This window comes from Pelagicoccus sp. SDUM812005, assembly GCF_031127875.1.
Classification (GTDB): domain Bacteria; phylum Verrucomicrobiota; class Verrucomicrobiia; order Opitutales; family Opitutaceae; genus Pelagicoccus.
This window is the reverse complement of sequence record NZ_JARXIA010000020.1, coordinates 55,287-80,125: the sequence shown is the minus strand read 5'-3', so window position 1 is coordinate 80,125 and position 24,839 is coordinate 55,287. Positions and strand designations below refer to the sequence as shown.

Below are 24,839 nucleotides of genomic sequence, written 5' to 3'. Positions count from 1 at the left end.
CTTTTAAGACGACGTGTCGCCCTAGCCTGTATCTTTGTGTTATGGTGTTGTAAGACGAAGGCATCCAAGCCCTCGAAAATAGTATAGGTGAATAAAGGGCTACTCGCCCTTGTCGGCCTTGGCCTGCAAAACGTTGAGCATTGCCTTGGGTACGCCGCTGAGGACGAAGACCATGCTTTGAGCTGGCTGGCTGAGGAGTCCAAGAAGCTGAGCGCGCATCGCGTCCAGGTTCGGCAACTTGGAAAGAGCGATGATCTCGTCCTTCTCCAAGCGCTGCGAAGATAGGATGCCTACCTTCACGTCCATCTTTTCCTTCTTGTCGAAGAACTTGGTCAGTACCTTCGCGACTCCGGATGGATTCGCGCCGCCGATTACGATGGCGTTCTGGCCGTTGAGGTGTTCGTCGATCTCTGGGTAGCCGCGATCGCGAGCCGCGACCTTGAGGATGTTGTTCTTAACGACGTGGAACTCCGCCTCTTCCTTGACGAGCTCAGCGCGAAGCTCAGCGATGTCGATTACCGTAGAACGCTCGTAGTCGGCGAGGAACAGGTAGTCGGACTTGTCGAGGTGAGTGTTGATTTCATCAACGAGAAATTGCTTTTCTGGTCTCATGGTATGTGAACCTCCTGTTGTTTAGTACTTCGCGTACTCTGAGCTCGCGAGTTTGATGCTCGGAGTCTGGGTTGCGGAGATGTAAGCGCTCTTGATGTAGCGGCCCTTGAAGGCGGTAGGACGAGCCTTGCCGATCGCTTCCATGATCGCAGTGAGGTTAGCAACGACTTCTTCGATTCCGAAGGAACGCTTGCCAACGCCAACTCCCAGAGAGGCGTTCTTGTCGACCTTGTACTCGACGCGACCTGCCATAACTTCCTGGATCGCCTTGGCGATATCGTCGGAAACCGTACCCGCCTTCGGGTTTGGCATGAGGCCCTTCGGTCCGAGAACGCGAGCGATCTTACGAACTTCCTTCATGGCGTCCGGAGTCGCAACGGCGACGTCGAAATCGAACCAGCCGCCTTGAACCTTAGCGATCATATCGTCGAGACCCGCCTCAGCAGCGCCAGCTGCCTTCGCCGCTTCCGCGTCCGCTGTGAAAGCGAGAACGCGAACGGTCTTGCCGCTGCCGTGTGGAAGCATAACCGTGCCACGAACCATTTCGTCGCCCTTGCGAGGATCGACTCCAAGCTTGAGGGAAACTTCGATCGTCTCGTCGAACTTTGCCTTCGGCAACTTCGCGAGCGCGTCGACTGCTTCTGCAATCGTGTATTCTTTACCAAGATCGGCGGCCTCTGCAGCTGCGCGAAACTTTTTGGATAGTTTTACCATTTAGTACTCCTTGCGGTGCGAACGCCTTCCGGCTCCCGCGTTGAGGTTGTTTTCTTATTAGCCCTCTACTTCGATACCCATGGAGCGAGCCGTACCTTCGATGATACGAGACGCCGCTTCTGGATCCGAAGCGTTGAGATCGGCCTTTTTCATTTCGACGATCTCGAGAATCTGAGCCTTCGTTACCTTGCCAACCTTGTCGCGGTTAGGCACGCCAGAGCCCTTCGCCAAGCCAGCCGCCTTCTTGAGGAGGACAGCAGCAGGTGGGGACTTCAGAATGAAGGTGAAAGACTTGTCTTGATAGACAGTGATTACGACAGGAAGGATGAGACCCGCCTTATCTTGTGTCTTCGCGTTGTACTCCTTACAAAAGGCCATGATGTTGACCCCAGCCGCACCAAGGGCTGGACCAACTGGAGGCGCTGGATTGGCGCCGCCGGCAGGGAGTTGTAGGCGAATGGTTCCTGTGACTTTCTTTGCCATTTGTTTAGCTTGTTAAGCGTTCGACTTGCCAATACTCCAGCTCGACTGGAGTGAATCGTCCAAAGATAGATACCGACACCTTGAGCTTGCCCTTTTCCGGGTCGATCTCGTCGATGCGGCCATTGAGATTGAGGAACGGGCCATCCGTAATTTTGACCTCTTCCCCGATCTCGAACTGTACCTTTGGTGTTTCTTTGCCCGTGGCGGCTTCCACTTGGCTGAGGATCGTGTCGATCTCAGCCTTTTTGAGAGGCGTTGGACGGTCTCCGCCTACGAAATTGATGACGCCCGCAGTCTCGCGGACGAAGTACCAAGGCTTGTTGAGGAGCTTTCCATTCTCGTCGTAGAGACGCATGTGAATGAAAGCGTAGCCTGGATAAAATTTACGCACGATCTGAGACTTCTTTCCGTTCTTTACTTCCGTAACGGTCTCAGTCGGCACGAGGACTTCGAACACGAACTCCTCCATCTCGTCTTCCTTGATGAACTTGTCCAGGTAGCGCTTCACCTTCCCCTCCTGGTTGGAGAGAGTTTGGATAACGTACCAAGCGGCGCCGGTCTTTGCGCTGGTTTCAGACATGGGATTCTTTTAGTTAAGGAAGAGTTTGGGAAACTAGCGCATCCAGCTCGTGAAGAGATTCACGACGTTCGCTATAGAGAAATCCGCAACCGCGACGAAGAGTCCCATGATTGCGATCGCAATGAGCACGACGAAGGTCGACTCCCGTAGCTCGGAAAACGAAGGCCAGCTTGCCTTCTTGAGCTCCGTGATTGTCTCACCGGTAAATATGCGAATGCTGCGGAACGGATTTTTCATTATATAAAAAAGATGGCAGGGCAGGAGGGACTCGAACCCCCAACCCTCGGTTTTGGAGACCGATGCTCTACCAATTGAGCCACTACCCTATGCCAAAAAAAACTAAAAACAATCGCCGGAACCCAGGGGATGGGCTCCGGCAAAAGATAAAAACTTAAGCCAAAGCTTACTCGACGATCGCAGTGATACGACCAGCACCAATTGTGCGGCCACCTTCACGGATTGCGAAACGCTGACCAGCTTCCATAGCGATCGGCTTAGTGAGGTCAACTTCGATGGAGATGTTGTCACCTGGCATAACCATTTCAACACCTTCTGGAAGCTTGCAAACACCAGTTACGTCAGTCGTACGGAAGTAGAACTGTGGACGGTAACCGTCGAAGAATGGAGTGTGGCGGCCACCTTCGTCCTTGGAGAGAACGTAGATTTCAGCCTTACCTTTGGTGTGCGGAGTGATCGAACCTGGCTTGGCGAGAACTTGACCGCGCTCGATAGCTTCCTTGTCGATACCGCGAAGAAGGATACCAACGTTGTCGCCTGCTTGACCTTGGTCGAGCATCTTGCGGAACATTTCAACACCAGTAACTGTGGACTTCTGAGTGTCCTTAAGACCAACGATTTCGATTTCTTCGCCAACCTTGATGACACCACGCTCGATACGTCCAGTTGCAACCGTACCACGACCAGTGATCGAGAATACGTCTTCTACGGACATGAGGAATGGCTTATCAACTTCGCGCTCTGGCTCTGGGATATCGTTGTCGATAGCGTCCATGAGCTCTTGGATACAAGCCTTACCGTAGTCGGTACCTTCGAGGGCTTGGAGAGCGGAACCGCGAACGACAGTCGTGCCGTCGCCGTCGAAATCGTACTTGTCGAGGAGTTCGCGAACTTCCATTTCAACAAGCTCGAGAAGCTCTTCGTCGTCGATGAGGTCACACTTGTTGAGGAAGACAACGATCTTAGGTACACCTACCTGACGAGCAAGGAGGATGTGCTCGCGAGTCTGTGGCATAGGACCGTCAGAAGCGGAACATACGAGGATCGCGCCGTCCATCTGAGCGGCACCCGTGATCATGTTCTTTACGAAGTCAGCGTGACCTGGGCAGTCAACGTGAGCGTAGTGACGCTTGTCGGACTCGTACTCAACGTGAGCAACGGAGATCGTTACAACCTTAGTCTCGTCACGAACTGTACCACCCTTTGCGATGTCGGAGTAGCTCTTGATTTCAGCGAGGCCCTTGCCGGCCTGTACTGACAAGATAGAAGTCGTCAGCGTAGTTTTGCCGTGGTCAACGTGACCGATCGTGCCGACATTAACGTGTGGTTTCGTTCTTTCGAAGGTTCCTTTAGCCATTTTTGTTTATGAGTTAGGTGTGTTGAAATTGGTTTCTGTTGAAAATTTCGACCCATCGATGAAACCGATCGTTCGCGTAGTGGAGCCCTCGAGCGGATTTGAACCGCCGACCTCGTCCTTACCAAGGACGCGCTCTACCGACTGAGCTACAAGGGCACTCCGAGAAGTGGATCTGAAAAAAAGAAGTGAGAACATGCGCAGGCCATTTTTGCCCGTCAACTACAATATCAATAAAAATCAGGCGCTTTTCACGGCACCATTTCCAGCAGGTAAACGCCATCTTCCAATAGCCCCAACTTTGGGAAATTCGAGTACGCAATTACGCCCATTTCGCGGTCCGCTTCGTCAAATCCGGAGCTCTCCACCACGGAAAGCCCGCCTACTTGAAAGCTTTCCTCCACGGTCGCAAGCAAAGTCGCCGGGCGACGATCCGGCCACTGGGCATCCAGCGCCTTCACCGCATCATTATATATATAGATGCGCCGCAACTCGCGACCGGTCGACGGATCCAAAACCGCCACCGAAAGCCCCTGCTCCTCTTCGTATTGGTTCGTCGCCTCCACGCGACCCAACTCGCGAAACGGCATAAACCCAAAATCGACCTGAGCCATGGAGAGCTGCTCGTAATTCGCAGGCACGTTGCCGAAATCGTCGATGTAATTCCCATCCTCCAGCTCAAACATAGGCGCAAACTCCGGAAAAATCTCCGCCTCCTCCTGCCAAAAACCCAACATGCTCACCGCATTCGCGCTGTTCCACTCCGTGGGAAGCAGCAGCGGTCGCGGATCGAACAAGCTCATTCGCTGGGCCAACACCTCCGATCGCTCCGTCGAGCTGGAATCGAGATACTGGATTTCAGCATGCTGCCGTTCCTGCCGACGCAGCTTCTGCCCGCTATCCCGCGTCAAGGCCACCCCCCAGTACAAGGAGACATGCACCATGACGGTCGCCACCAAGGCCCACGTCCAACGCAAGGTTCGGCCAAAAGTACGCTTCCCCTTCATCGAGCACCTCCGAAAGCGCCTCCCCCAGTCTTACGCTCCTCCGTCGCGAGCTGCACCCGCGAGTAGCCAGCCTCGATCGCCAGCTCGGCCAGCAAGCTAAGCGTCCGCATCGAAACCGCCACGTCCGCCTTCACCAGCAAGGTCGCCCCCTTCGGAGCCGCTCCACGCTTCTCGAAGTGCTTTTCCAAAGAAACCAAGTCGAACTTGCTGTCCTTGAAGAAAATCATCTCCTCGCCCCTCACCTCCGTGATGGCGATAACCTCGTAGATCGGCGAAATCGCGACCTGGGAGGCCCCCACCTCCGGCAAGGCCAAGGTAATGCCCGGAGCCATCACGAACTTCGAGCTGAACAGCACGAAGAACATCCCGATCACGCACAAATCGAGAAAGGGCCAAAAGCTCAGCTTAGCGCGCTTCGGCAGTTCCGCTTCCAGCTTCAACATCGTTCGCGCCCTCCTCAAACGCATCCGTCTCCTCCGAGCTCGGACCATTCTTAACTCGCGTGAAGATAACAACCAGCTCCTGGGCCAGCCACTCCATCTCCAAAACCACCGTGCGAATCCGCCCCACTAGAAAGTGGTGCGCCATAATCGCCACCGCCGCCAGAGCAAGCCCCGTCGCCGTGCTGATCAAAGCCTGCCAGCCGCCGCCGACCAAGTGCCCAGCATGCACGTAAACGCCCTGCTGCTCGTACTGCATGAAACTGTCGATCATGCCGATCACCGTCCCCAACAGGCCAAAGATCGGCGCCACCTGGGCCACCGCATACAAGGCCCCTACCCGACGCTTCACGGGAGCCAACTCAACCACCGCAGCCTCCCGCACCACTTCGCGGATCTCCGCATTGCTCTCGCGAAAGCTCATCAAGCCCGCCTTCACCATCGAGGCGGCCGGTCCCGGCGTGTCCTGGCAAATCGTCAACGCCTCGATCAAGCGCCCCTTGCTGAGCGAATTCTCGATCCCCGACAGGAACTCCTTCGAGCGAATCTGGTTTCGATGCAAGAACAGCAAACGCTCCACGAAGACGACCAAAGCCACCAAGCTCAGGGCGAACAAAGGCCACATTACCAGCCCACCCTGCCGGAACGTATCGAACAACTCTATCTGCAACGACTCCATCTAAGAAACGAAATTATCCCTCCAAAAAACGGTCCAATCCTACGGCCATAGCAATCTAATTCGGGACCGCAGCGCCCGTCTCGGGCTCCAGGATCCCCAAGCGCGCCTTGGCCAGCTCCACCCCGTTCAAGCGGTGCTCGATGATCTTCCGGTAGAAGGAGTTAGATTCGTCGATCTTCCCCTCCTCCTTCGCCAGCTCCGCTAGGCCAAACAAGCAACGGGCCACCCAGTAGCGCCCCTTGTTCGTCAACTTGCGAATCCCCAAGTCCTCCACCAACATCTGGTCGTAGACCAGCCAGAACAACTGCTTCGCCTTCAGCGCCTCCCCGCGCGAGCGCCAGGCCTGCCCCAGCTTGTAGCCAGCCTCTACCCGCAAGTCCAAGGACGCCTCCGGCAAGTCCATCAAAAGCTCCAAGCGCGACACCGCCCCGTCGAACTTGCTCGGATTCTCCTCCGCCTGGGCCAGCAAGGTATCCGCCATCGACATCTGGGCGAAGAACCGCTTCGGGTGGTCCGCGTACTCGTTCTCCAGCAGGTAGTAGATCTGCTCCGCCGAACCAAACTTGTTGAGACGCCGCAACAGGTCCGCCTGCATCAAGCGGGCCTGGTAAACGATTTCCGACTCCGGATAGTCGCTGGCGATACGCTGCAGGAGCTTCGTCGCCTCGTCCAAGTACGCATCCTGCCCGCGCTGCTCCGAATTCAGCGCCGCCTCGAACAAAGCGACCGGGGCCAATCGATGGTCCGGATACTCGTCCGCCAAGGATACCAGCAACTGCTGAGCCTCCACCGTCCGGTTCTCCCTGGACAAATAGCGAGCTTGGGAAATGTAGGACAACAGGGCCGACTCGTAACCGGCGTAATCTTTTCGCAAACGCTCCAGCAAGGCCACAGCCTCCTCCGGCTCCTCCAAGGCGAAGTGAGACTCGGACAAGGAAAGCAAGCTGCTCGCCAAAACCTTGTTCAACAAATCCTGATCCGCATCCGCCATGGCTTCGCTCGCCACGAAGGCCTCGATTTCGTTCACCCAATCGATCGTGTACTCAGGATCTCCCGCCACCGCGGACAAGCGAGCCGTCAACCACAGCAAGCGCAGCTTCAAAAGCGGATTCTCCGACTCCCCGAGCACCGCCTCCTGAGCGCGTTCATAGGCCTCGGACACACGCTCCACCCGACGCATCTCCCGCAGAGCCATCCACTGGGCCCGCCAAACCATCTCCGAGCCCGCCAAGGACCTCAGGGCCGGATTGTCGATCGCCTCCAAAGCTAAATCCAACTGCCCAGCCCGCAAGCGGGAATAGATCAGCTGGAAAAACAAAGGGCCGCCCTGCGACTCGCTCGATACGTTCGAAAGCGCCGCCGCATACGCCTCCGCCGCATTGCGGAATTCCTCCCGCGTGTTGGACTGGAGTCCCGCCCGCAAGTAGCAATCCGCGATCAACGCCGAGAGCCGATAGTCCCGCTGCAAGTCCGAAAACTCCATGCGCATCTGCTGCAGGCGATTCGCCGCCTTCCGGTACTGGTAGCGGTTCCAGGCCGAGGACGCCTGCAAGGCCAAGACCCCGCGCCGATACGGCGAATTCGGAAAACGCTTCTGCAGCTCAGCCGCGTCATCCTCCGCCCCCAGGAAATCGTCGTCCAAGAAACGGAAAACCGCGCGATAGTACAAAGCCTGGTCCAGCAAAACATGCTCCCGCTCCCGAGCGATCACCCGATCCAAGACCGCCCGAATCTCGTCGCCGCCCTCGCCGTCCTCCAGGCGAGCCCGACTAAACGCCTGCTGCAAAGCGATGCTCATCAAGTCCGGAAAACGATTGGCCGCGATCAATTCGCTCATGGCCTGGCGACCCTCGACCCGCCCCAGCCCTGCCGCCATAGTCGCGAGCAATTGGAACTGGGCCCGCTCCAAGGCCAGCTCCCCTGGGATCTCAGCCAGGTTTTTCATGATCAAGCGAATCGCCGCCTCCTCGTCCCCCGAGTCGAAAAGCAAAACCGCAAGCTGCTGGGCGTAGAGAAAGCGCACCTCCCTGCCGCCACTCTCCAGCACCGCGTTCTGCAATTGCGGAATCGTCTCCGCTGACGCCGTGCGCGACTCAAGTTGGCTCCTGAAAACCAGATAGCCAATCTGCGCTCCCAACGCCGGCGAGGCGCCCGCTGCAACGTCGCGAGCCGACGCGAAAAGCTCCGCCGCCGCATCGTCGTCTCCCTCAGCGAGCTCGGCCCAGCCCCGCAAAAACCAAAACCAAGCCGCATCCCCCACTCCCAAGCTGGAAGGCGCCACTCCGGACAAAAGCTCCCGCACTGCATCCGCGTCGCTCTCAGCGTACGCGATCATCGCCTCCCGCAAATCGATGCGCCGCTGCGGAGCCCGCGGCAGCTCCGCCAGTTCTGCCAGTCGCAAGCGAGCCTCCACCCACTGGCTACGCGCCAAAAGCGAATCCACGATCACCAGCTCGTTCGCGAAATCGACCCAGCCCAACTCTTCCAGCGCCTTCGCCCGAACCGCCAGCGAATAGGCCACGTCGTACAGCCCCGCCGCCAGGGCCCGATGAGCGCTCCCCTTGAGCCAATACGAATCGCTCAAATTCTTGAGGTCTACTGCATCAACATCCCCAGCCAAGGGAATCTCCAAGCTCGCCTCCGGCGCGTCCTCCTGGGAAACAGCCACGCTCGCGCCCAGAAAAAAAGCCAGCACCCAGGCAAACAAGCTACAGCCAAGCAAACGCATCTCGCCCACTATGGTCACGCCCATCCGCCTCCAAGTTCCCCAGCCCCACCGAGCGACGCTACCCCTCTCGCTATCACTTGACGGCAAAACGGTTAAATGTGGCGCGAGTCAGACTCGTCCTTCGTCGCGTAGCCACTCTCCTGGCGCTGGTGGTTCACCTTGTTCTTCGCCACGTAAGCCTCGTAGACGTCGTCCGCCGACATCCCCAAAGTCTGGGCCATCGAAATCAGGAAATGGAACAGGTCGATCACCTCCACCCGCGCGTTCTGCTTGTCGAAAGTCTGGTACTTCGCCCACCACTTCCAAGGCACCGAATCGATCAACTCCGCCATCTCCTGCTGCATGGCCCGCGAGTAGTTCAGCACCCACTTCGCTTGCTCCTCCTCGTCGATATCCTTGAGGTTCACGCCGATACGCGCGTTGAGCTCTTCCTGCATTTCGAAAATCCGCTGAAGCTTATCCATAAGTTCCGCTAGCTAGCCCAAGCGACCTCCCCCACGCAAGGCCCAAGGCGTTTAAGTTTGAACTTTTCATTTCAATAGTAAAGTACCTCTCCCGCGGTACAAACAGGACCCCACCCGACGACTCGCCCGGTCCACCGCGATTCTCACTGCGAGTCGCACGCTCAGTCGATGTCTAAATCCCGACTGACCAAAGAGTAACAACATGTCACAAACAGAAGAAAACCAAACTCCGTCCAAGCAGCCGGAGGCTACCAACGATCCCGTCGCAGAATTCGCAGACGACCTCCATATCGTTGACGCAATGAAGCCAACCGCTGCCCCGACGTCGGACAACAAGCCGCTTCGATACGGCACACGCAAGAAAAAGGCCGGCGAATCCGGCCCCAACATCAAAGACCTCAGCTCCGTCAGTAGCTTCGAAGAAGAAGAGGAGATCGAAATGGACGACCTCCCCATCCGCGCCACCGCGCCGGAGGAACTGATTGATACGAGACCAGCCCCGAGCGAACCACGCGAAGAGTACGGCGAACGCCGCCCTCGCCGCAACGATCGCTCGCGCGGAGAACGTCGCGAACGCAAGCCTCGCGAACGCGCTCCGAGAAAAGACGCGGACCAACCCTCCGCAGAATCCGAAACCAACACCGAAGCCGCTCCCCAGCAAGAAGCAGATCGCCCCGAACGTTTCGGCACGGTCAAGCCTTCGCCCGCTGCCAAGGCCGAGGTTACCGTCGACGAATTCCGTCCGTCCCGCGACGGCCGCTCCAACGCCAAGCGCGAGCGCAAGCCACGCGACGCTTCCGAATCCCGCTCCAAGGCTCCCGCCAAGAAGAAGGGCCTCCTCGCTAAAATCGTCTCCTTCTTTGCAGGCGGCGACAAGGAAGAGGAAAAGAAGCAGGAAGAACGTAGCAACCGCAGCGGCGATCGCCAACGCGGAGGCCGTGGGCGCCGCGGACCCAACAACCGCCAAAACCGCGACGAAAACCGCGAAGGCGGTGAAGGAGGCGGACAACGCCGCCGCCGTCGCCCGCGCAACCGCAAGCCACGCCCAGACGGAGAAGGCGGAGAACGCCGCGAACGACAAAACCGCGAAGGCGGCGAAAACCGTCGTCCACGTCGCCCTCGTCGCCCCCGCCGCGAAGGCGGAAAGCCCGGCGATGCCGACGCTCGCGAGATCGGACGTCGCGCCCGCGAAGAAAGCGAAGCTTCCAAGAAATAGGAACTGCCCAAACTTTCCCAACTCAGCCCTGCAGCCCACCGGCCGCAGGGCTTTTTTCGTATCCGCAAAAAGCCTTCGCTCTTCACTTTTCAGAGTTCGCTTTGTCTCCTCACTTTGTTCCTTGAGTGTCGCTACGCTCGGTACACAGTTCCTCGCATGCCCGAGCCCACCGAAACAGGAGTCGACTACTTCGCCAGCGCCCTCTCCAACCAGTTGAACACCCAAACCGAATCACTGCTTCGCCCCCCCTCCTTCGACCAGTTCGTGGGCCAAAAGAAAACCGTCGAACGGCTCAAGATCATGGCCGGCGCCGCCAAGAAGCGCGGCGAAGCCCTCAACCACATCCTCCTATCCGGCCCTCCGGGCCTCGGCAAAACCTCCCTCTCCTTCATCCTCGGAGCCGAAATGGGGCGCAACGTCCGCATCACTTCCGGCCCCGTCGTGGAAAAGGCCGGCGACCTAGCCGGCATGCTCACCAACCTCGAGGAAGGCGACATTCTCTTCATCGACGAAATCCACCGCATCCCCAAGACCGTGGAAGAGTACCTCTACTCCGCCATGGAGGACTACTGCATCGACATCATGATCGACCAAGGGCCCAACGCCCGCTCCGTGCGCCTCAACATCCCACGCTTCACCCTCGTCGGAGCCACCACCCGCAACGGACTGCTCACCGCCCCGCTCCGCTCCCGCTTCACTCTGCAAACCCGGCTCGATTACTACGGTCCCGAAGACCTGCTCAAAATCGTCACCCGCACCTGCCACCTCCTCAACGTTCCCCTCGAAAAGGACGGCGGCCTCGAGATCGCCCGCCGCGCCCGCGGCACCCCCCGCATCGCCAACAACCTCGTCAACTTCGTACGCGACTACGCCGAGGAAAAAGGCAACGGCACCATCACCAAAGCCAGCGCCAAAGCCGCCCTCGAGCTCCTGGAGATCGACGCCCGCGGCCTGGACGAGATGGACAAGCGCATCCTCCGCGTCATGGCCACCACCTACAACGGCCGCCCGGTCGGCCTCGCCACCCTCGCCGTCGCCGTCGGCGAAGAAAGCCACACCCTCGAAGAAGTCCACGAACCCTACCTCATCCAAAGCGGGCTCGTGCAACGCACCGCCCAAGGCCGGATCATCACTCCCGAAGGCCTCGCCGCCATCGGCCTCTCGGCCGCCACCAGCTAGCGAATCAGCCAGCACGCTGGAACTTTCCCCAGTTCCTCCTTAACTATACTCCCAGCCTGTTACCCCATGGGAGAGAAAAGCAATCCACCGCGAAACCATCTCCACCTGTCCGCCCTCGCGCTCCTTTGCCTCGGATCGCTTTGCCTTGCCTACTTTGCTCCCAGCAACACGCAAAAACTCGAGGCGCCCGCGGCTCCGCATCCCCAACGCCCCAGCGAGGAAGCAGACACAGCCGCCCCGCTCGCCCAGGATCCCAAGCTTCTGCAAGCGCCGCTCGCACAAATCCGGACGACCTTCGAAAGCGGCGACAGCTTTCGCATCCACTACCATGCGCTCCTTCTCACCCAAGAGCTCCCGCCCGCTTCCATCGAGACGCTCCTGCGCCACACCACCGACCTCAAAGGATTCGACGCCAACATCCTCGGCTTAATATTCGGACTCGACCTCGCTTTCCGCGACCCCGACCGACTCGCGCGACTGCTCTCGGATTCCAAATTCCGCAGCAAGTCCCCCCTCCGCATCGATGCCCTATACAGCTACTGGGCCCAAGGTCGCCCCCAAGCAGCTCTGGAGTCCGCAATCAAGCTCACGCAACCGGCCCGCAACATCGCCCTCTCCGGCATCTACCGTTCCGGAATCCCCGAAATAGCGAAACAAGCCGACGCCCACCTGAACCAAGCATCTCCCAACACAGCCCCCGACTCCCCTTCCCTCGCCCGCGAAAGCCTCCAAGACGCCATCGCCAGCAAGGAGTGGGAGCAAGACCGAGAAGCCTTTATCCAATCCTTTCGCGCCGCCTATTCGACCGACCCCCTTTCAGGCATAAAGGAAGCGTTGAAAATCGACGACCCCGTCACCAGCCAACGCCTCCTCGACGAGCTCTCCAACACCCGCTGGGCCAACCCCATCGAAGACCTGAAATCCCTTCTCCAGCTCGTCACGCCGGAGACCGTGCCCTCAGCCGAACGACGCCGCAACATCCTCAGCAAACTCTTTCGCAACATCGAAGAGAGCGACTACCCCACCGCCCTCGACATCCTGCACCAAGGACTCACCCCCGAAGAGCGAAACTTCGTCTACCCCCAGCTTGCGAGCCGTACCAGCAGCCCCCTCGCCCTCCTGCAATCCGACTTTTTCAAGTCCCTACCCAATTCGCCCCAAAAGCAGAACTTCCTCCAAAGCGCCCTCTTGCAGTACGCGAGAACCGATTGGGCAAGTTCCTTCGAGCTCGCCAGCGAGATTTTGCCGCCTCACGTCACAGACAAGCTCATCCCCCAGCTCATTGGCCAAGCCTTCCAAAACGACGGCAGCGAAGCCGCCCTGCAGCTCCTGCAAGCCACCTCCAACCAGCAGAGCCGTTCCCAAGCCATCAACACCCTATCCCACACTTGGGGCAGAACCGCCCCCATGGACTTTATCGCTTGGACCCAGTCCCAGCCCGACCAACACAATTTCCGGGAAATCCAAAAACAAACCGCTCGCAATTGGGCCCGACAAGACCTCGCTACCCTTCTCGACTTCGTGGACCAAATCGGAGAAAGCCCGCTCAAACAATCCCTCCAAAGCGGAATCGCCCACCACTACGTACAGACGGACCCACTACGCGCCATCGAGTACGCCTCCAAATTGCAGAACATAGACGAGGCCGCGCCCATCATTTCCCAATCCGCCGCATCCCTCGCCCAAACCAACCCCACGCTCGCCCTCGAGCTGCTCTACTCAACCTTCCCCGACCACCCCACTACGACCAACGGCCTACAACAAATCGCCTACCACTGGGCTAACAAAGATCCCGAAGAAGCCGCAATCTACTTCAGCAGCCTCGAGAACGAAACCCACTCCCAAGCCGGCCTCCATCCCGTTTTGGAAACGTGGGTCCAGTACGACTACGAGAAAGCCATTGGTTTCATCAAGGAAATCCCGGCCAGCAACGCGCGCGACGCCTTCCTCTCGCGAATCGGCGTAAGTTTGCGATACAGCCGCAACGATCTCCAAGCGGCCGCGGAAATCATTTCGCTCATCAGCGACGAAACTCTGCGAAACAACACAAAGCTCCGCATCGAATCCGCCCAACCTTGGCAATGGTGAACCGCAGCAAGCTAAAGACCGGACTCTTCGCCCTCCTCGCAATCGCAAGCGGGTATGCGATTGGCGTATCCATAAAACCGTTACCCGAAACGGATAACAAAAAAGACAAGGTCCCGGAACCTTCCGCGCCGCTCGCCGCCCCCTCAACTCCCAAAGCCCCAAACACGCCCGCCCCACACGACGAATCCCTTAGCGCCGCCCAATGCATCGAGCGAATCAGGCAATGGATGGAATCCTCCGACGCGCTCCCCCAGCAATTTCCCCTCTACGACGCCATCGCCAAAACGCCCCCCGCCGCATTCCGCGAAGTTGCGCTCGCTCTTAGCGACTCCAAGAGCGAAACCATCGGAGAAGCCAGGGAAGTCCTCATTCTCCGCTGGAGAATGGACGACCCCGAAGGACTGCTTCGCTTCCACCACCACTTCAAGGAAAGCTACCCCCGCAGCTCCTACTACAGCGCCGACGTCATCATCCAAAAACTCGTCCAGAGCGACCTCCGCCACACCCTCGACCTCCTCGCCGAACTCGAAGCGAAGGGAGAAAACCTAGCCGCCGAGTTCCGCGCCCTCTACCACATCGCCAGCAAGCTACCCCATAGCCAAGCAAACCTGGAAGCCATCGCCTTCGCCGAAGCAGGGGCGAACCGTCTCGGCATAGAAATCGTAGCAAAGCCGCCGCCGCACACGCAGCCGGAACAGCCCGCTCCCAGCGTAAGCAATATCCTCACTCTGCTCGAGAAAGACACCAACAGCGCGCTCCATCTCTTCAACAAGCTCGTCAAGTCCGACCCAGACACCGCGCTCGAGCTCGCCCTCAGTATCGAAAACTCCGATACAAAAGAAAGGTTCCTAGGAAGGGTCGTGTCGGACTACGGCGAAGCCCATCCGCACGAATCCATTTGGCTGCTCCGCGAGCTCTATACCGTCAACGACCGCAACTCCATCAGCCAAATCGAGATCCTCCTCTCCAAAGCGCTTGCCGCCGATCCCAGCGCCGCGACCACTTGGGCCAAGGACCCGGGCTCCAAGGAACTCATTACACGCTTCCTCCAAACCAGCCATTCCGCTCGTCCCGAATTTCTTCCCCTGCTTTCCCAACTCGAAGACTCGCACTGGAAAAGGGACAAGATCGCCAGAGCCCTCCAATCGCTCGGCCAACGAGACTATCAAGCCTCCCAAGACTGGATCGCGGCCAACCTCACTGCCGAAGAAGCCCCAATCCCGCAAGCTGGCCTCATTATCCAACACTTCGAACATGCGCCCCAAAAAGCGCTGGCCCTAATCGACAAGCTTCCGCCCGGCCCCACTCGGCAAATCGCCATCGGGCAGCTCTCCCGACACTGGGGACAAAGAGACCTAGACGCCGCCTTGGACTGGGCAAAGAAACAAAGCGCCCCCCAAGACCAAGCCAACGCCTTCCAATCGCTCGCCCAACTCTGGGTGAACGACAACCCCCAAGCCGCCCAAGATTTCGCCCAGCAAAATCGGGATCCCCAGACCGCCGAAATATTCGACAGAGCAATCTACCAGCATCTCCAGCAATTCGCATCCTCCAAGACCGCCCTGCTCTACTTCGCCAACTCGTCCCAGGAATTCGACAGAAACCGCCTCGCCCGCCAAGCCTTCGCCAACTACGCCGCCACCGACCCGCTCGGAGCGATCGAGCTCTCTCTCGAAAATCCAGCCTTCGAGGGAGCCGCTCACCTGGCAGCCAACCGATGGGCCCAGTCCGATCCAGACGCAGCCACCCGCTATCTCCTTAAGCTCGGAGGAAAAGTCGCCGAAATCGGCATCCCTGCCATCGTGCACAGCTACGCCGAGATCGAGCCGCAAAGATTGATCGAGCTCGACCAACAAATAACCGACCCCGAGATGCGAAAAGCATTCTACCACTCCGTCCGCTCCTCCCAAATACTCAAACAATACAACCCCGCGATCTACCAACAAATCATCGACGATCCCGCCCCCTAAGCTCCCCCCACACACGCGCACTCGCACACGCACACTCAAACGCCCGCCCCAAGCCGCCCCCACACCTGCGCAAACAAAACACAACGTTATATAAAACTTGCGCAACCCTCCGCCATCCGCCCCGCGAGCCGCCACTCCCCGCAAAAAGGACTGTGGAAAAACAAAAAAAGGTCCGCCCCTGCAGCAGGGACGGACCGAAATGAGATGCTTCTGGAAGGCGGCTTAAGCCAGGGCCTTCTTGATGCGAGCCATCGCCTCCACGATCTTCTCGCGAGAGTTGAAGGCGCTGATACGGATGTGGCCTTCGCCGCAAGTTCCGAAACCAGCTCCCGGCGTGCAAACCACACCGGCTTCGTTTAGCAGCAGATCGAAGAAGTCCCAGCTCGGGCGCTTGGCATTGATCCAGATGTAAGGCGAATCCTCGCCACCGATACAATCGAAGCCAAGATCCTGCATGGCCGCCTTCACAAGCTTTGCGTTCTCGAGATAGAAATCCGTCAGCGCCTTTACTTCCGCCGCGCCTTCCGCCGAGTAAACCGCTTCCGCAGCCTTCTGCACTGGGTAAGAAACGCCGTTGAACTTCGTGCAGTGGCGACGATTCCAAAGGGCGTGCACGCTGTGCTCCTTGCCAGACGCGTCCTGCGCCTTGAGCGACTTCGGCACCACCGTGTAGGCGCAACGCGTGCCCGTGAAGCCCGCGTTCTTCGAGAAGCTGCGGAACTCGATAGCAACATCGCGAGCGCCTTCGATTTCGTAAATGCTCTGCGGCAAGGATTCGTCGCGGATAAACGCTACGTAAGCCGCGTCGAACAAGATGATCGCTCCGCAGTCCTTCGCGTAGTCGACCCAAGCCTTCAACTGCTCCTTGGTCGCGGTCGCGCCGGTCGGGTTGTTCGGGAAGCAGAGATAGATCAAGTCCACCTTCTCGCTCGGGATCTCGGGGACGTATCCATTTTCTGGAGTCGAATCGAGATAGACAAAGCCTTCGTAGCGACCGTCCACGTTGTTGCCGGTACGGCCAGCCATCACGTTGGTATCCACGTAAACAGGGTAAACCGGATCCGGAACGGCAATCTTGATGTCGTCCCCAAAGATTTCCTGAATGTTGCCGCTATCGCATTTAGCACCGTCGCTCACGAAAATTTCACTGGCATCCACCTCAGCACCGCGGGACTGGAAATCGTTTTTCGCAATCGCCTCGCGCAGGAACGCATAGCCCTGCTCCGGACCGTAGCCATGAAACGCTTCACGGGTGCCCTGGTCTTCGATCGCCGCATGAAAAGCCTTTTGGCAGGCCTGGGGGAGCGGCTCGGTCACGTCGCCGATACCAAGGCGGATGATCGGTTTCTCAGGATTCGCTTCCTGGTAAGCGGACACGCGCTTGGCGATGTCGGAGAAAAGGTAGGAAGCCTTGAGCTTCAGGTAGTTTTCGTTGATGCGGATCATGATGGTAAAAGTGAGCCGACATCACACCGATCGCTCGGCGCGAGTCAACAGAATCGGACCTCCTACCTTTACCGCTCGTTAAAAAGGCGTAAATTAAGAGCTCGTCCCGATTGGGAGCGTTCAACCCTCAATACATCGTACCATGCAAAAAACTCAAAGATTCGCCAGAATCCTCGTCTGCGGATTCCTGTCGCTAGTCGGCACCTACGCCGCGCATGCCATCGTCTTCACCGTTACCGTAGACGGCCCGGACGCCATTTATCTAGCTGGCCGCACAGACTTAACAATTCCTGACCCGAGTGATCCTTGGACGGGACCCGCCGACCACCTCGTTCGACATTCCGGAGTCACGCCCGAAGAAGCAAAAGAGTCGATTCCTCCCTACGTTCCAGTTAGCGGTGGCGACGTCATAAAGGTTGCTGACCCCGCATCCGGCGGAATCAACTTTTTCAACGGATTCGGTCCTCCCTACTTCGGACCGAGCGGAAATGGAGCGGCCGGCAGCGACTTAAGCCCTTTGGGCGGCCTGAGCGGATACAAAGGCCCTCAAGGCCCCCTAGCCGGAGTTTTCCTCGACGACTCAGTTCCTGCCAGCGGCCCTCCGGCAACCTTGGACTTCAGCCCTAGCGGGATGGGAATCGACTTTCTCTCCTTGAGCCCACTTCTCAAGCAAGTGTTCTATATCGGCGATGGCATCACCAGCGGAGGTGAATTCCAGACCTTTATCGCCCCCACAGGAGCGACTCGACTATTTCTAGCAATTCCCGATGGTTTCGGATTTGGAGGCCCTCCGGGGGCTTACGACGACAACGACGGAGCTTATCGAGTCAATGTCGGCATTAACGAAGATCCTCCCACCACAGTGCCAGAGACCGGCGCGTCGCTCGCATTGCTCGGATTGGGGATCGGAGTCCTGCTCGCATTCCGAAACCATAAGCGTTGAAGCCTTCAATGAGCGAAAGCCGGCTCTATTCAACCGGCTTTCCTACGGCTAAATTCTCTGGATCAAGTCCGACTTCTCGAAGCGAACCTTCGCCGTCGTAGCGTACTTGTCGCCCGCGGCGCGATAGCCAAGCGGACAAGCAACGACCGTAGAGTAACCGGAGTCTTCCAATCCCAAAATCCTGTCATAGGCAGCGGGATCGATCCCTTCCATCGGGCAGGCGTCCACTCCCAAGGCTGCCGCGGCAAACATCAATTGCCCGAGGGCGATGTAAACCTGCTTTTGGGCCCAGGCATCGATCCATCCCTGCTCGTTCGCTTGGTCGACGAAGCCACCCGCGAAGCCCTCATAGCCAGCGAGACTCTCCTCGCTCACCCCGCGTACCTCCGCCATACGCGCCACGAAAGCGCCTACGTCCTCCCGCTTGTACCCCTTCCTCGCGGCGAGCACAACCAGATGCGAGCAATCCTTGGGCTGCTGCTGGTTCCAGGAAACCGCAGGCAACTGCTCCTTCACGGCGGCATCCTCCACGATGTAAAACTTCCACGGCTGCAGGCCGAAGGAAGACGGAGTAAGAACCAGAGCCTCCTCCAGCGCCGCGATCGTCTCTGCAGGAATCGTCTTCGAGGAATCGAATTCCTTGGTCGCATAGCGCCAATTGAGCTGCTCGATGATGTCGTTTGCGTTAAGTGTAGCCATAAAAATCAAATGCTGAACCCGTTTGGCCTCCCCAAACGAAAACGCTCGCGAAGGGACTGCAAAGGAGTGGCCCGCGCCGTACTATTTCCCCTCGTCGAAAGATTCGAGCGGAACGTCGATCTCCTCTTCCTCGGCCGCGATATAGTGGCTGCCCTTGCTCTCTGGATTGAGGCTCGCGGCGTGCACCACCAACAGAGCCGCCTTCACCGCATTGCGCAGCTCCACCAAGGACCGCGTCAAGCGCGCCCCCGCATAGAAGCTGCTGATCTCCTCGTCCAACTGTCCAAGGATACGGCGGGCCCGCTGCAGTCGACGCGGCGAGCGAATCAAGCCCACGTAGTTCCACATCGTGCTCTTGATCAAACGCATGTCCTGCTGGATCAAAACCTCGTCGGCCGCCCGCTCGGGGCTCACCCATTCCTTGACCTCCGGCAGATGGAAGTCGTCGCGCTTCAAGTCCTCGAGATCCGCCTTAGCCGTCAGCTTGGCGGAAACCAAACATTCCAACAGCGAGGTGCTGGCCAATCGATTGGCCCCGTGCAAGCCCGTGCAGGCCGTCTCGCCAATCGCATTGAGATTCCGCACCGAGGAACGACCGTTCAAATCCGTATAAACGCCGCCGCACGTATAGTGAGCCGCCGGCGCCACCGGTATCGGTTCGCGGCTGATGTCCACCCCGCAGGCCAAGGCTCGCTCGTAGATCGAGGGAAACCGATCGCGGATAAACTCCGGCTTCATGCTCGAAAGGTCGATGTAGACGCAGTTTTCCCCGCTCGCGATCAACTCGCGATGGATCGCCCGGGCCACGATATCGCGCGGCGCCAGCGACTTCATCGGATGCTGGGCGTCCATGAAGGCATGGCCATCGCCGTTGACGAGCACTCCCCCCTCTCCGCGAACCGCTTCCGATACGAGAAAGAGCTGGCAGTTCTTCTTTAGGAAAACCGTCGGATGAAACTGGATATACTCAAGATCGATAATACGAGCGCCCACGCGACTCGCCATGGCCACTCCGTGTCCGACCACACCGGGCTGGTTGGTGGTGTTCTTGAAAACCTGCCCTAGACCGCCGGTTGCCAAGATGGTCTTCTTCGCGATGATGGCCTTCACCTCTCCGCTCAATGTGTCGAAAGCATACACGCCGATACAGGTGATCGGCTTGTACTTGTCGATCGAATGAACCGAGTTGTGCGACAAGGTCAGCAAGTCGATCGCCACATGGTTCTCCAGGATAGTGAGATTCTGGATACCGCGCACGTAGTCGTGGAAATTGTTGAGGATCGCCCGTCCCGTGACGTCCTTGGCGTAGATGATTCGCTTGTCGCTATGCCCGCCTTCCCGAGTGAACTGCAAGTCTCCCGACTCGCTCCGGTCGAAAGGAATATCCAAGCGATCGAGCAAAAGGTCCTGCACCGCCGCCTGGCCTTCGCGGACCAGGCAACGCACCGCCTCCGGATTGGCCGTGTTGGCCGACGCCACCATGATGTCCTTCTCCAACTGGTCCGGATGGTAGGAGGTATCGTAGATGATACCGCCCTGAGCCCACTTGCTGTTGGCCCCCGTCGAGAGCTGGTCAGCGCAAATCATGGTGACCGATAGGCCCTGGCTACAAGCATGGTGAGCGTAGGCGCTACCGGCGAGCCCAGCCCCGATGACTAGGCAGTCTGTACGAATCGTTTCCACTCGAAATCAGTTGGTTGGCATCTCGCGCCCTAACAGCCCTTGCCAGGCTGGTGCGGGGCGCCTTCCGCGATTTCGAACATCCGATCGATGGAATGCAGGGCCTTTTGGCGAAGGCCTTCCTCCAACTCGATAATCTGTTCCTTTCGCGGTGCCACCAAGACGTCGCGGATCTTCTCAAGCGAATTCATCTTCATGTACGGGCAGAGCTTGCAGCCGGAAATGAAACGCTTCTCCGGGGCCTCGACCTCGATCCGCTCCACCAAGCCGCACTCGGTCAACATCATGAAATACGGGGCCTCCGTGGCCTTCACGTACTGCATCATGCCGCCCGTGCTGCCCACGTAGTCGCTCTTCTCCGTTATGTTGAGCGTACACTCCGGGTGGGAAACCACCTTGAGTCCGGGAAACTTCGCCCGCGCTTCCGCAATGGTCTCCGGATCGAAATGGTCATGCACAATGCACGTCCCGTCCGAAGAAACGATTTCCTTATCGATCCCCAGCTTTTTCATCTCCACCCGAATGTTCTCCGCCATCAAGCGGTCCGGAACGAAGAGGATCTGCTTCTGCGGCAACGAAGCCACGATCTTGTAAACGTTGCTGGACGTTACGCAAACGTCGCACTCCGCCTTCACCTCGGCTGTGCTATTGATGTAGCACACCACAGCCGCCTCGGGATAAAGCTTCTTGAGCTCGCGCAACTGCTCTCCAGTCAGCGAATCTGCCAAGGAACAACCCGAAGCGCGATCCGGCACGACGACCTGCGAGTGCGGCGAAAGGATCTTCGCAGTCTCCGCCATGAAGACCACCCCCGAAAAAACGATGCTCTTGGCCCCCGACTCCTTGGCCTTCAGGCTCAGCATGTAAGAATCGCCGGCAAAATCGGCTACTCCATAGATGATCTCCGGTTCCACATAGGAGTGCGCCAAGATAACCGCGCCCTTCTCCTTCTTGAGCTCGTTGATCTCAAGCGTCAGCGGCGCGATTTCGCGACAAGCTTCCAAGTTCCAAGAACGGCTGGCCTCGCACTCCACGTGCATAAGCTTTGCGAGCAGGCGTTCCGCCTCCTGCGCGATTTGAGCTTCCGAATAGTTTCTGTTGTCTGCGGCGCTTACCATAGTCTGAGCACTAAGCTTTAATTTAAAAGCAAACAAGCTTGAGCACTTCCCGCCCGAAAGGGAAGCATTTGCTGCGACAGCCGCCCCGAGGCCTTGATTAGGTCAAGTTGAAGAGGGCCTTGGCCAAAGCCGGCTTACCCGCTCCGTCGAACCCGATGGCTTCTCGTCCCACCGGAACGATCGATCGGCGGATCGCGCCTTTCGCAATCCCCCACGTTCACTCCCCAAGGATGGTACCCAGGGTGGGATTGATTCGCTTCGCTCAGGGCTGCGCCCCAAACCTGCGGTTTGCCCATCTCCGCTGCGCTCCGTCGAACCCGATGGCTTCTCGTCCCACCGGAACGATCGATCGGCGGATCGCGCCTTTCGCAATCCCCCCCTCACTTCCCAAGGATGGTACCCAGGGTGGGACTCGAACCCACACTTCCGGAGAAAGCGGATTTTGAATCCGCCGCGTCTACCAATTCCGCCACCTGGGCATCCTTTAAGAAGTCTCCCTCGGATCGAATCGACCCGTAGGAAAGATTCGGTGTTTTGCCACGAGCTGGATCCGATGCAAGCCAAATTCAAACGGAAGCGAACAACATCTCAAATACTTCAGAAAAATGCGGCCTCTCCCCTTCCGACAGAATAGGTTTAAAAAGCACAAACCGCTCTACAAAAACACCTTACGAAACAATCCAAAAGAAATCCATTTTCTTATCAGAATCTTTGAACGTTTGCGGTGGGGCTACGTCTATCTTTGCAGGACATATTAAGGGTTTGTTCAATTTTGTATCTAGTTTGTAGTTTGATAAGTCGAAAGAGGCACCGCTAAGCGGTGCCTCTTTTCGTTTTCCAGATAGCTTCGAAAGCCGCCGAAAACATTTTTTGATTTTTCTCCCAAAACTTTTGAACGAAACGCGGACGAACGCGCCTATCCTTTTTGTAGGTAGTTAATCATTTTTTAGAATCTGGTTTGTAGTTTGATAAGTTAGGAAAGGCGTCGCGAAAGCGGCGCCTTTTCTGTTTGTCAGTTTGCTGCCCCTATTCCTTAGCTATCAGCCATGCCAGACTTTCGCAGCTACTACGAGCATCCGCCCTCTCAGGTGGGTGAACAGGTGACGCTCAGCCCCGAGGAATCCAACCACCTCGTCGCAGCCAATCGGGCTCGCGTCGGCGACCTCGTCTCGCTCTTCAACGGAATCGGCTGCGAATCCCAAGCCCGCCTGCTCGAAGCGAACAAGCGAAAGGCCGTTCTCGAGATCCTGGAAATCAAGCAAGCCCAGCCGCCCGCACAGAACATCGCCCTCGCCCAAGCCCTGCCCAAAGGGAAGCTTATGGAAAGCATTATCCGCAAGGCTTCCGAGATCGGAGCTCAGCGGATCTTCCCCGTCGCCTCGCAGCGGTGCGAAGCCAAGGTCGACGCCAAAAAGCAAAACGCAAAAAACGCGAAATGGACCGCCGCCGCACTGGAAGGAGCCAAGCAAAGCGGCAATCCCTTCCTCGTGGAGATCGAACCGGTGTCAGACTTCTCCCGCCTGCTGGAATTAAGCCAAACGTTCGACCTCATGCTGATCGCAAGCCTCGAGCCTGCGGCAAAATCCCTCAAACGACACCTTGCGGACCTTCGAACGGAAAACCCCGATCAGCTTCCCCAGTCCGTCATCTGCCTGATCGGCCCCGAAGGCGACTTTACCCCAGAAGAATACCAGCTCGCGGCCGACAAAGGATTCCGCTCCCTATGGCTCGGACCGCACGTCATGCGCAGCGAAACCGCAGCCATCCACGCTTTGAGCGTCATCCACTACGAGCTCTCTGGAAGCTGAACATCAGTTTTCGAGACAAGCCGCCCTAATCCTTTCCCTGAATAACCTCTAGTGTTAAGAATTAAGTCAAAGTGTAAAAAAAACAGACAGAACTCGTAGCCAAGATGTATTACTTAATTCCGTCTTTCCTGCTCGGCTCCAACAACTTAACCCCGTTCTTCTAAACTTGGCACTCAACTCGCTCCTGCTTGGCAAGCTGCTTGGCGCCTGAAAAAGCCGCCTCTTGAACAGCCAAACACGGACCGAAATGAACCAAGCAAAAACGACCCACTCGCAAACCGGCACGCCCCTTGTCCCAACACAAGAGACGCCTGCCTCGAATGCGTCTACCGCTCAGCTTGCCATCAGCGCCGACCTCGGTCTGATCGTCCTCGGCCTCCTCCTGCTCGGAGTCAGCGGTTACATGTTCCTGCTCAAGCTTTGCAAAGCGCTCGCCAGCAGCGGCAATAAGTAAGCCCGAACTACGCATTCACACGTATCAAGCTGTTAGGCATAAACTTACAGCGCCACGCCCGGCCTGTAAGGCCGTCTGGATTTCCTTACACATTCACGCAATGAAGGATTCCCTGACCATTTTGCATGAGCTTCCCCCACAAGAGCTTGCGCAATGACCGAAAGATGTGGCGCCCGAACAGCTGGCTGGTTCGGGAACTTTTGCTGCAGCTCACTGCGAGGCAGCAAACCGTGAAACCAACCAACCCAAACTAAAGAAATGACGCTCTTTCCCAAGAGATTACTTATCGCTGCAATTGCTTGCGCACTAACAGCCCTAACGCAGGCCGCTATTATCTACGACTCAAGCCCCAGTTCAACTGGGCTTGATCTCTACCCTAGCGGCGATGGATCGATTCTCCAGAATTCCTATACCGGCACGAGCTTTGTCGCTCCCGTAGAATTTACTGAGGATGTCGTGATTACCGGCATGGAAATTTTCACATCCAGCGATTTCGCATCCGTCAACCAGCTCGTAAAGATACTGCTTTTCTCCGATACCTTCAGCCTCACCCACTCCTTCTCAGAGAGCCTAACTTCGGTTACGCCCACTACCGTTTCCGGAGATTCTCGAAACCATTTGGTCGTCGCTCGGACAGATTTCTCCTCTCCCATCTCGGTATCAGCAGACACCTTTTTCTTCATCGGCATGAGCGGAGAATCTACGAACCTCGGACTCTACGGTCTGGACAGTGCCCCCGGCCCCAACGTGATGGGCGTCGTACAAAACTCCGTAATCACCGGACCTGAGATAAACCTCAAGAGAATGGCATTCCGACTCCACGGCTATACAGCGGCTGTTCCCGACGCAGGATCAAGCCTCGCACTTAGCGCATTCGGACTCCTAGCGATCGCCACCTTCCGGCGACGTTTTAAGAGCTAGCTTTTCCGCAAATTCCCAA

At 57.7% G+C, this 24,839-nt stretch carries 23 protein-coding genes and 3 tRNA genes; 8 read left to right on the top strand and 18 right to left on the bottom strand.

All coding sequences use genetic code 11. The features are described 5' to 3' along the window. Positions 1-99: 99 nt before the first annotated feature. The 13 genes from rplJ to QEH57_RS20180 all read right to left on the bottom strand — a co-directional run bounded on the left by rplJ (position 100) and on the right by QEH57_RS20180 (position 9,298). Entirely contained in the window at positions 100-612 is a 513-nt protein-coding gene (rplJ, locus tag QEH57_RS20240) for a 50S ribosomal protein L10 (RefSeq protein ID WP_309008607.1), read from the bottom strand. Positions 613-633: 21 nt separating this feature from the next. Beyond that, positions 634-1,326, bottom strand: a complete 693-nt coding sequence (rplA, locus tag QEH57_RS20235; RefSeq protein ID WP_309008606.1) for a 50S ribosomal protein L1 — start codon at positions 1,324-1,326, stop codon at positions 634-636. 57 nt (positions 1,327-1,383) lie between these two features. Further along, positions 1,384-1,809, bottom strand: a complete 426-nt coding sequence (rplK, locus tag QEH57_RS20230; protein WP_191619650.1) for a 50S ribosomal protein L11 — start codon at positions 1,807-1,809, stop codon at positions 1,384-1,386. A gap of 4 nt (positions 1,810-1,813) precedes the next feature. Next, positions 1,814-2,389, bottom strand: coding sequence for a transcription termination/antitermination protein NusG (nusG, locus tag QEH57_RS20225; RefSeq protein WP_191619651.1), 576 nt, complete (start codon positions 2,387-2,389; stop codon positions 1,814-1,816). 33 nt (positions 2,390-2,422) lie between these two features. Next, complete coding sequence (secE, locus tag QEH57_RS20220; RefSeq protein ID WP_191619652.1) at positions 2,423-2,626, bottom strand: preprotein translocase subunit SecE; 204 nt, start codon at positions 2,624-2,626, stop codon at positions 2,423-2,425. A 13-nt stretch (positions 2,627-2,639) separates the two neighbouring features. Then, a tRNA-Trp gene (locus QEH57_RS20215) sits at positions 2,640-2,715 on the bottom strand. A 77-nt stretch (positions 2,716-2,792) separates the two neighbouring features. Then, positions 2,793-3,983 carry an elongation factor Tu gene (gene tuf, locus QEH57_RS20210; RefSeq protein ID WP_309008605.1) on the bottom strand — a complete coding sequence of 397 codons (1,191 nt, stop codon included), beginning with the start codon at positions 3,981-3,983 and terminating at the stop codon, positions 2,793-2,795. 80 nt (positions 3,984-4,063) lie between these two features. Then, positions 4,064-4,139: transfer RNA gene (locus QEH57_RS20205), tRNA-Thr, on the bottom strand. 92 nt (positions 4,140-4,231) lie between these two features. Then, positions 4,232-4,987: a hypothetical protein gene (locus QEH57_RS20200; protein WP_309008604.1), complete on the bottom strand. Its 756-nt coding sequence runs from the start codon at positions 4,985-4,987 to the stop codon at positions 4,232-4,234. Continuing rightward, entirely contained in the window at positions 4,984-5,430 is a 447-nt protein-coding gene (locus tag QEH57_RS20195) for a biopolymer transporter ExbD (RefSeq protein ID WP_309008603.1), read from the bottom strand. The genes QEH57_RS20200 and QEH57_RS20195 overlap by 4 nt, the downstream gene beginning before the upstream one ends. Next, a complete protein-coding gene (locus tag QEH57_RS20190) occupies positions 5,393-6,106 on the bottom strand; it encodes a MotA/TolQ/ExbB proton channel family protein (RefSeq protein WP_309008602.1) in 714 nt (237 codons plus the stop codon). The genes QEH57_RS20195 and QEH57_RS20190 overlap by 38 nt, the downstream gene beginning before the upstream one ends. A 55-nt stretch (positions 6,107-6,161) precedes the next feature. Further along, the gene (locus QEH57_RS20185) at positions 6,162-8,858 is read right to left on the bottom strand and encodes a hypothetical protein (protein ID WP_309008601.1); all 2,697 of its coding nucleotides are present in this window, start codon (positions 8,856-8,858) and stop codon (positions 6,162-6,164) included. A 68-nt stretch (positions 8,859-8,926) separates the two neighbouring features. After that, positions 8,927-9,298, bottom strand: coding sequence for a dUTPase (locus tag QEH57_RS20180; RefSeq protein WP_309008600.1), 372 nt, complete (start codon positions 9,296-9,298; stop codon positions 8,927-8,929). A gap of 202 nt (positions 9,299-9,500) precedes the next feature. Here QEH57_RS20180 and QEH57_RS20175 point away from each other — a divergent pair, with 202 nt between their 5' ends. The 4 genes from QEH57_RS20175 to QEH57_RS20160 all read left to right on the top strand — a co-directional run bounded on the left by QEH57_RS20175 (position 9,501) and on the right by QEH57_RS20160 (position 15,751). Then, complete coding sequence (locus QEH57_RS20175) at positions 9,501-10,514, top strand: hypothetical protein (RefSeq protein ID WP_309008599.1); 1,014 nt, start codon at positions 9,501-9,503, stop codon at positions 10,512-10,514. Between the two features lie 156 nt (positions 10,515-10,670). Further along, positions 10,671-11,693 carry a Holliday junction branch migration DNA helicase RuvB gene (ruvB, locus tag QEH57_RS20170; protein WP_309008598.1) on the top strand — a complete coding sequence of 341 codons (1,023 nt, stop codon included), beginning with the start codon at positions 10,671-10,673 and terminating at the stop codon, positions 11,691-11,693. A 66-nt stretch (positions 11,694-11,759) separates the two neighbouring features. Then, positions 11,760-13,781 carry a hypothetical protein gene (locus QEH57_RS20165; RefSeq protein ID WP_309008597.1) on the top strand — a complete coding sequence of 674 codons (2,022 nt, stop codon included), beginning with the start codon at positions 11,760-11,762 and terminating at the stop codon, positions 13,779-13,781. Then, positions 13,775-15,751 (top strand): hypothetical protein, encoded by a 1,977-nt coding sequence (locus QEH57_RS20160; RefSeq protein ID WP_309008596.1) that lies wholly within the window; start codon positions 13,775-13,777, stop codon positions 15,749-15,751. The genes QEH57_RS20165 and QEH57_RS20160 overlap by 7 nt, the downstream gene beginning before the upstream one ends. Positions 15,752-15,973: 222 nt before the next feature. Here QEH57_RS20160 and QEH57_RS20155 read toward each other — a convergent pair whose 3' ends face one another. Continuing rightward, on the bottom strand, positions 15,974-17,197 hold the full coding sequence (locus tag QEH57_RS20155) for an LL-diaminopimelate aminotransferase (RefSeq protein ID WP_309008594.1): 1,224 nt from the start codon (positions 17,195-17,197) through the stop codon (positions 15,974-15,976). 142 nt (positions 17,198-17,339) lie between these two features. Here QEH57_RS20155 and QEH57_RS20150 point away from each other — a divergent pair, with 142 nt between their 5' ends. Continuing rightward, positions 17,340-18,140: a hypothetical protein gene (locus QEH57_RS20150; protein WP_309008592.1), complete on the top strand. Its 801-nt coding sequence runs from the start codon at positions 17,340-17,342 to the stop codon at positions 18,138-18,140. Between the two features lie 48 nt (positions 18,141-18,188). On the opposite strand, the gene QEH57_RS20145 is transcribed toward QEH57_RS20150, so the two are convergent. The 4 genes from QEH57_RS20145 to QEH57_RS20130 form a co-directional block, all read right to left on the bottom strand. Continuing rightward, positions 18,189-18,839: an NAD(P)H-dependent oxidoreductase gene (locus tag QEH57_RS20145; protein WP_309008591.1), complete on the bottom strand. Its 651-nt coding sequence runs from the start codon at positions 18,837-18,839 to the stop codon at positions 18,189-18,191. A gap of 81 nt (positions 18,840-18,920) precedes the next feature. Continuing rightward, positions 18,921-20,522 carry an L-aspartate oxidase gene (nadB, locus tag QEH57_RS20140; protein ID WP_309008590.1) on the bottom strand — a complete coding sequence of 534 codons (1,602 nt, stop codon included), beginning with the start codon at positions 20,520-20,522 and terminating at the stop codon, positions 18,921-18,923. 29 nt (positions 20,523-20,551) lie between these two features. Beyond that, positions 20,552-21,637, bottom strand: a complete 1,086-nt coding sequence (gene nadA, locus QEH57_RS20135; protein WP_309008589.1) for a quinolinate synthase NadA — start codon at positions 21,635-21,637, stop codon at positions 20,552-20,554. Positions 21,638-22,031: 394 nt separating this feature from the next. Further along, a tRNA-Leu gene (locus QEH57_RS20130) sits at positions 22,032-22,116 on the bottom strand. Between the two features lie 567 nt (positions 22,117-22,683). Here QEH57_RS20130 and QEH57_RS20125 point away from each other — a divergent pair. From QEH57_RS20125 to QEH57_RS20115, 3 genes are all read left to right on the top strand, one after another. Further along, positions 22,684-23,445, top strand: coding sequence for a 16S rRNA (uracil(1498)-N(3))-methyltransferase (locus tag QEH57_RS20125; protein WP_309008588.1), 762 nt, complete (start codon positions 22,684-22,686; stop codon positions 23,443-23,445). A gap of 247 nt (positions 23,446-23,692) precedes the next feature. After that, the gene (locus tag QEH57_RS20120; protein WP_309008587.1) at positions 23,693-23,899 is read left to right on the top strand and encodes a hypothetical protein; all 207 of its coding nucleotides are present in this window, start codon (positions 23,693-23,695) and stop codon (positions 23,897-23,899) included. 468 nt (positions 23,900-24,367) lie between these two features. Then, entirely contained in the window at positions 24,368-24,820 is a 453-nt protein-coding gene (locus QEH57_RS20115) for a VPDSG-CTERM sorting domain-containing protein (protein WP_309008586.1), read from the top strand. Positions 24,821-24,839: the final 19 nt, after the last annotated feature.

Coding starts and splice junctions, on each gene's coding strand:
- rplJ (WP_309008607.1), bottom strand. CDS start 612: ATGAGACCAGAAAAGCAATTTCTCGTTGATGAAATCAACACTCACCTC.
- rplA (WP_309008606.1), bottom strand. CDS start 1,326: ATGGTAAAACTATCCAAAAAGTTTCGCGCAGCTGCAGAGGCCGCCGAT.
- rplK (WP_191619650.1), bottom strand. CDS start 1,809: ATGGCAAAGAAAGTCACAGGAACCATTCGCCTACAACTCCCTGCCGGC.
- nusG (WP_191619651.1), bottom strand. CDS start 2,389: ATGTCTGAAACCAGCGCAAAGACCGGCGCCGCTTGGTACGTTATCCAA.
- secE (WP_191619652.1), bottom strand. CDS start 2,626: ATGAAAAATCCGTTCCGCAGCATTCGCATATTTACCGGTGAGACAATC.
- tuf (WP_309008605.1), bottom strand. CDS start 3,983: ATGGCTAAAGGAACCTTCGAAAGAACGAAACCACACGTTAATGTCGGC.
- QEH57_RS20200 (WP_309008604.1), bottom strand. CDS start 4,987: ATGAAGGGGAAGCGTACTTTTGGCCGAACCTTGCGTTGGACGTGGGCC.
- QEH57_RS20195 (WP_309008603.1), bottom strand. CDS start 5,430: ATGTTGAAGCTGGAAGCGGAACTGCCGAAGCGCGCTAAGCTGAGCTTT.
- QEH57_RS20190 (WP_309008602.1), bottom strand. CDS start 6,106: ATGGAGTCGTTGCAGATAGAGTTGTTCGATACGTTCCGGCAGGGTGGG.
- QEH57_RS20185 (WP_309008601.1), bottom strand. CDS start 8,858: ATGGGCGTGACCATAGTGGGCGAGATGCGTTTGCTTGGCTGTAGCTTG.
- QEH57_RS20180 (WP_309008600.1), bottom strand. CDS start 9,298: ATGGATAAGCTTCAGCGGATTTTCGAAATGCAGGAAGAGCTCAACGCG.
- QEH57_RS20175 (WP_309008599.1), top strand. CDS start 9,501: ATGTCACAAACAGAAGAAAACCAAACTCCGTCCAAGCAGCCGGAGGCT.
- ruvB (WP_309008598.1), top strand. CDS start 10,671: ATGCCCGAGCCCACCGAAACAGGAGTCGACTACTTCGCCAGCGCCCTC.
- QEH57_RS20165 (WP_309008597.1), top strand. CDS start 11,760: ATGGGAGAGAAAAGCAATCCACCGCGAAACCATCTCCACCTGTCCGCC.
- QEH57_RS20160 (WP_309008596.1), top strand. CDS start 13,775: ATGGTGAACCGCAGCAAGCTAAAGACCGGACTCTTCGCCCTCCTCGCA.
- QEH57_RS20155 (WP_309008594.1), bottom strand. CDS start 17,197: ATGATCCGCATCAACGAAAACTACCTGAAGCTCAAGGCTTCCTACCTT.
- QEH57_RS20150 (WP_309008592.1), top strand. CDS start 17,340: ATGCAAAAAACTCAAAGATTCGCCAGAATCCTCGTCTGCGGATTCCTG.
- QEH57_RS20145 (WP_309008591.1), bottom strand. CDS start 18,839: ATGGCTACACTTAACGCAAACGACATCATCGAGCAGCTCAATTGGCGC.
- nadA (WP_309008589.1), bottom strand. CDS start 21,637: ATGGTAAGCGCCGCAGACAACAGAAACTATTCGGAAGCTCAAATCGCG.
- QEH57_RS20125 (WP_309008588.1), top strand. CDS start 22,684: ATGCCAGACTTTCGCAGCTACTACGAGCATCCGCCCTCTCAGGTGGGT.
- QEH57_RS20120 (WP_309008587.1), top strand. CDS start 23,693: ATGAACCAAGCAAAAACGACCCACTCGCAAACCGGCACGCCCCTTGTC.
- QEH57_RS20115 (WP_309008586.1), top strand. CDS start 24,368: ATGGAAATTTTCACATCCAGCGATTTCGCATCCGTCAACCAGCTCGTA.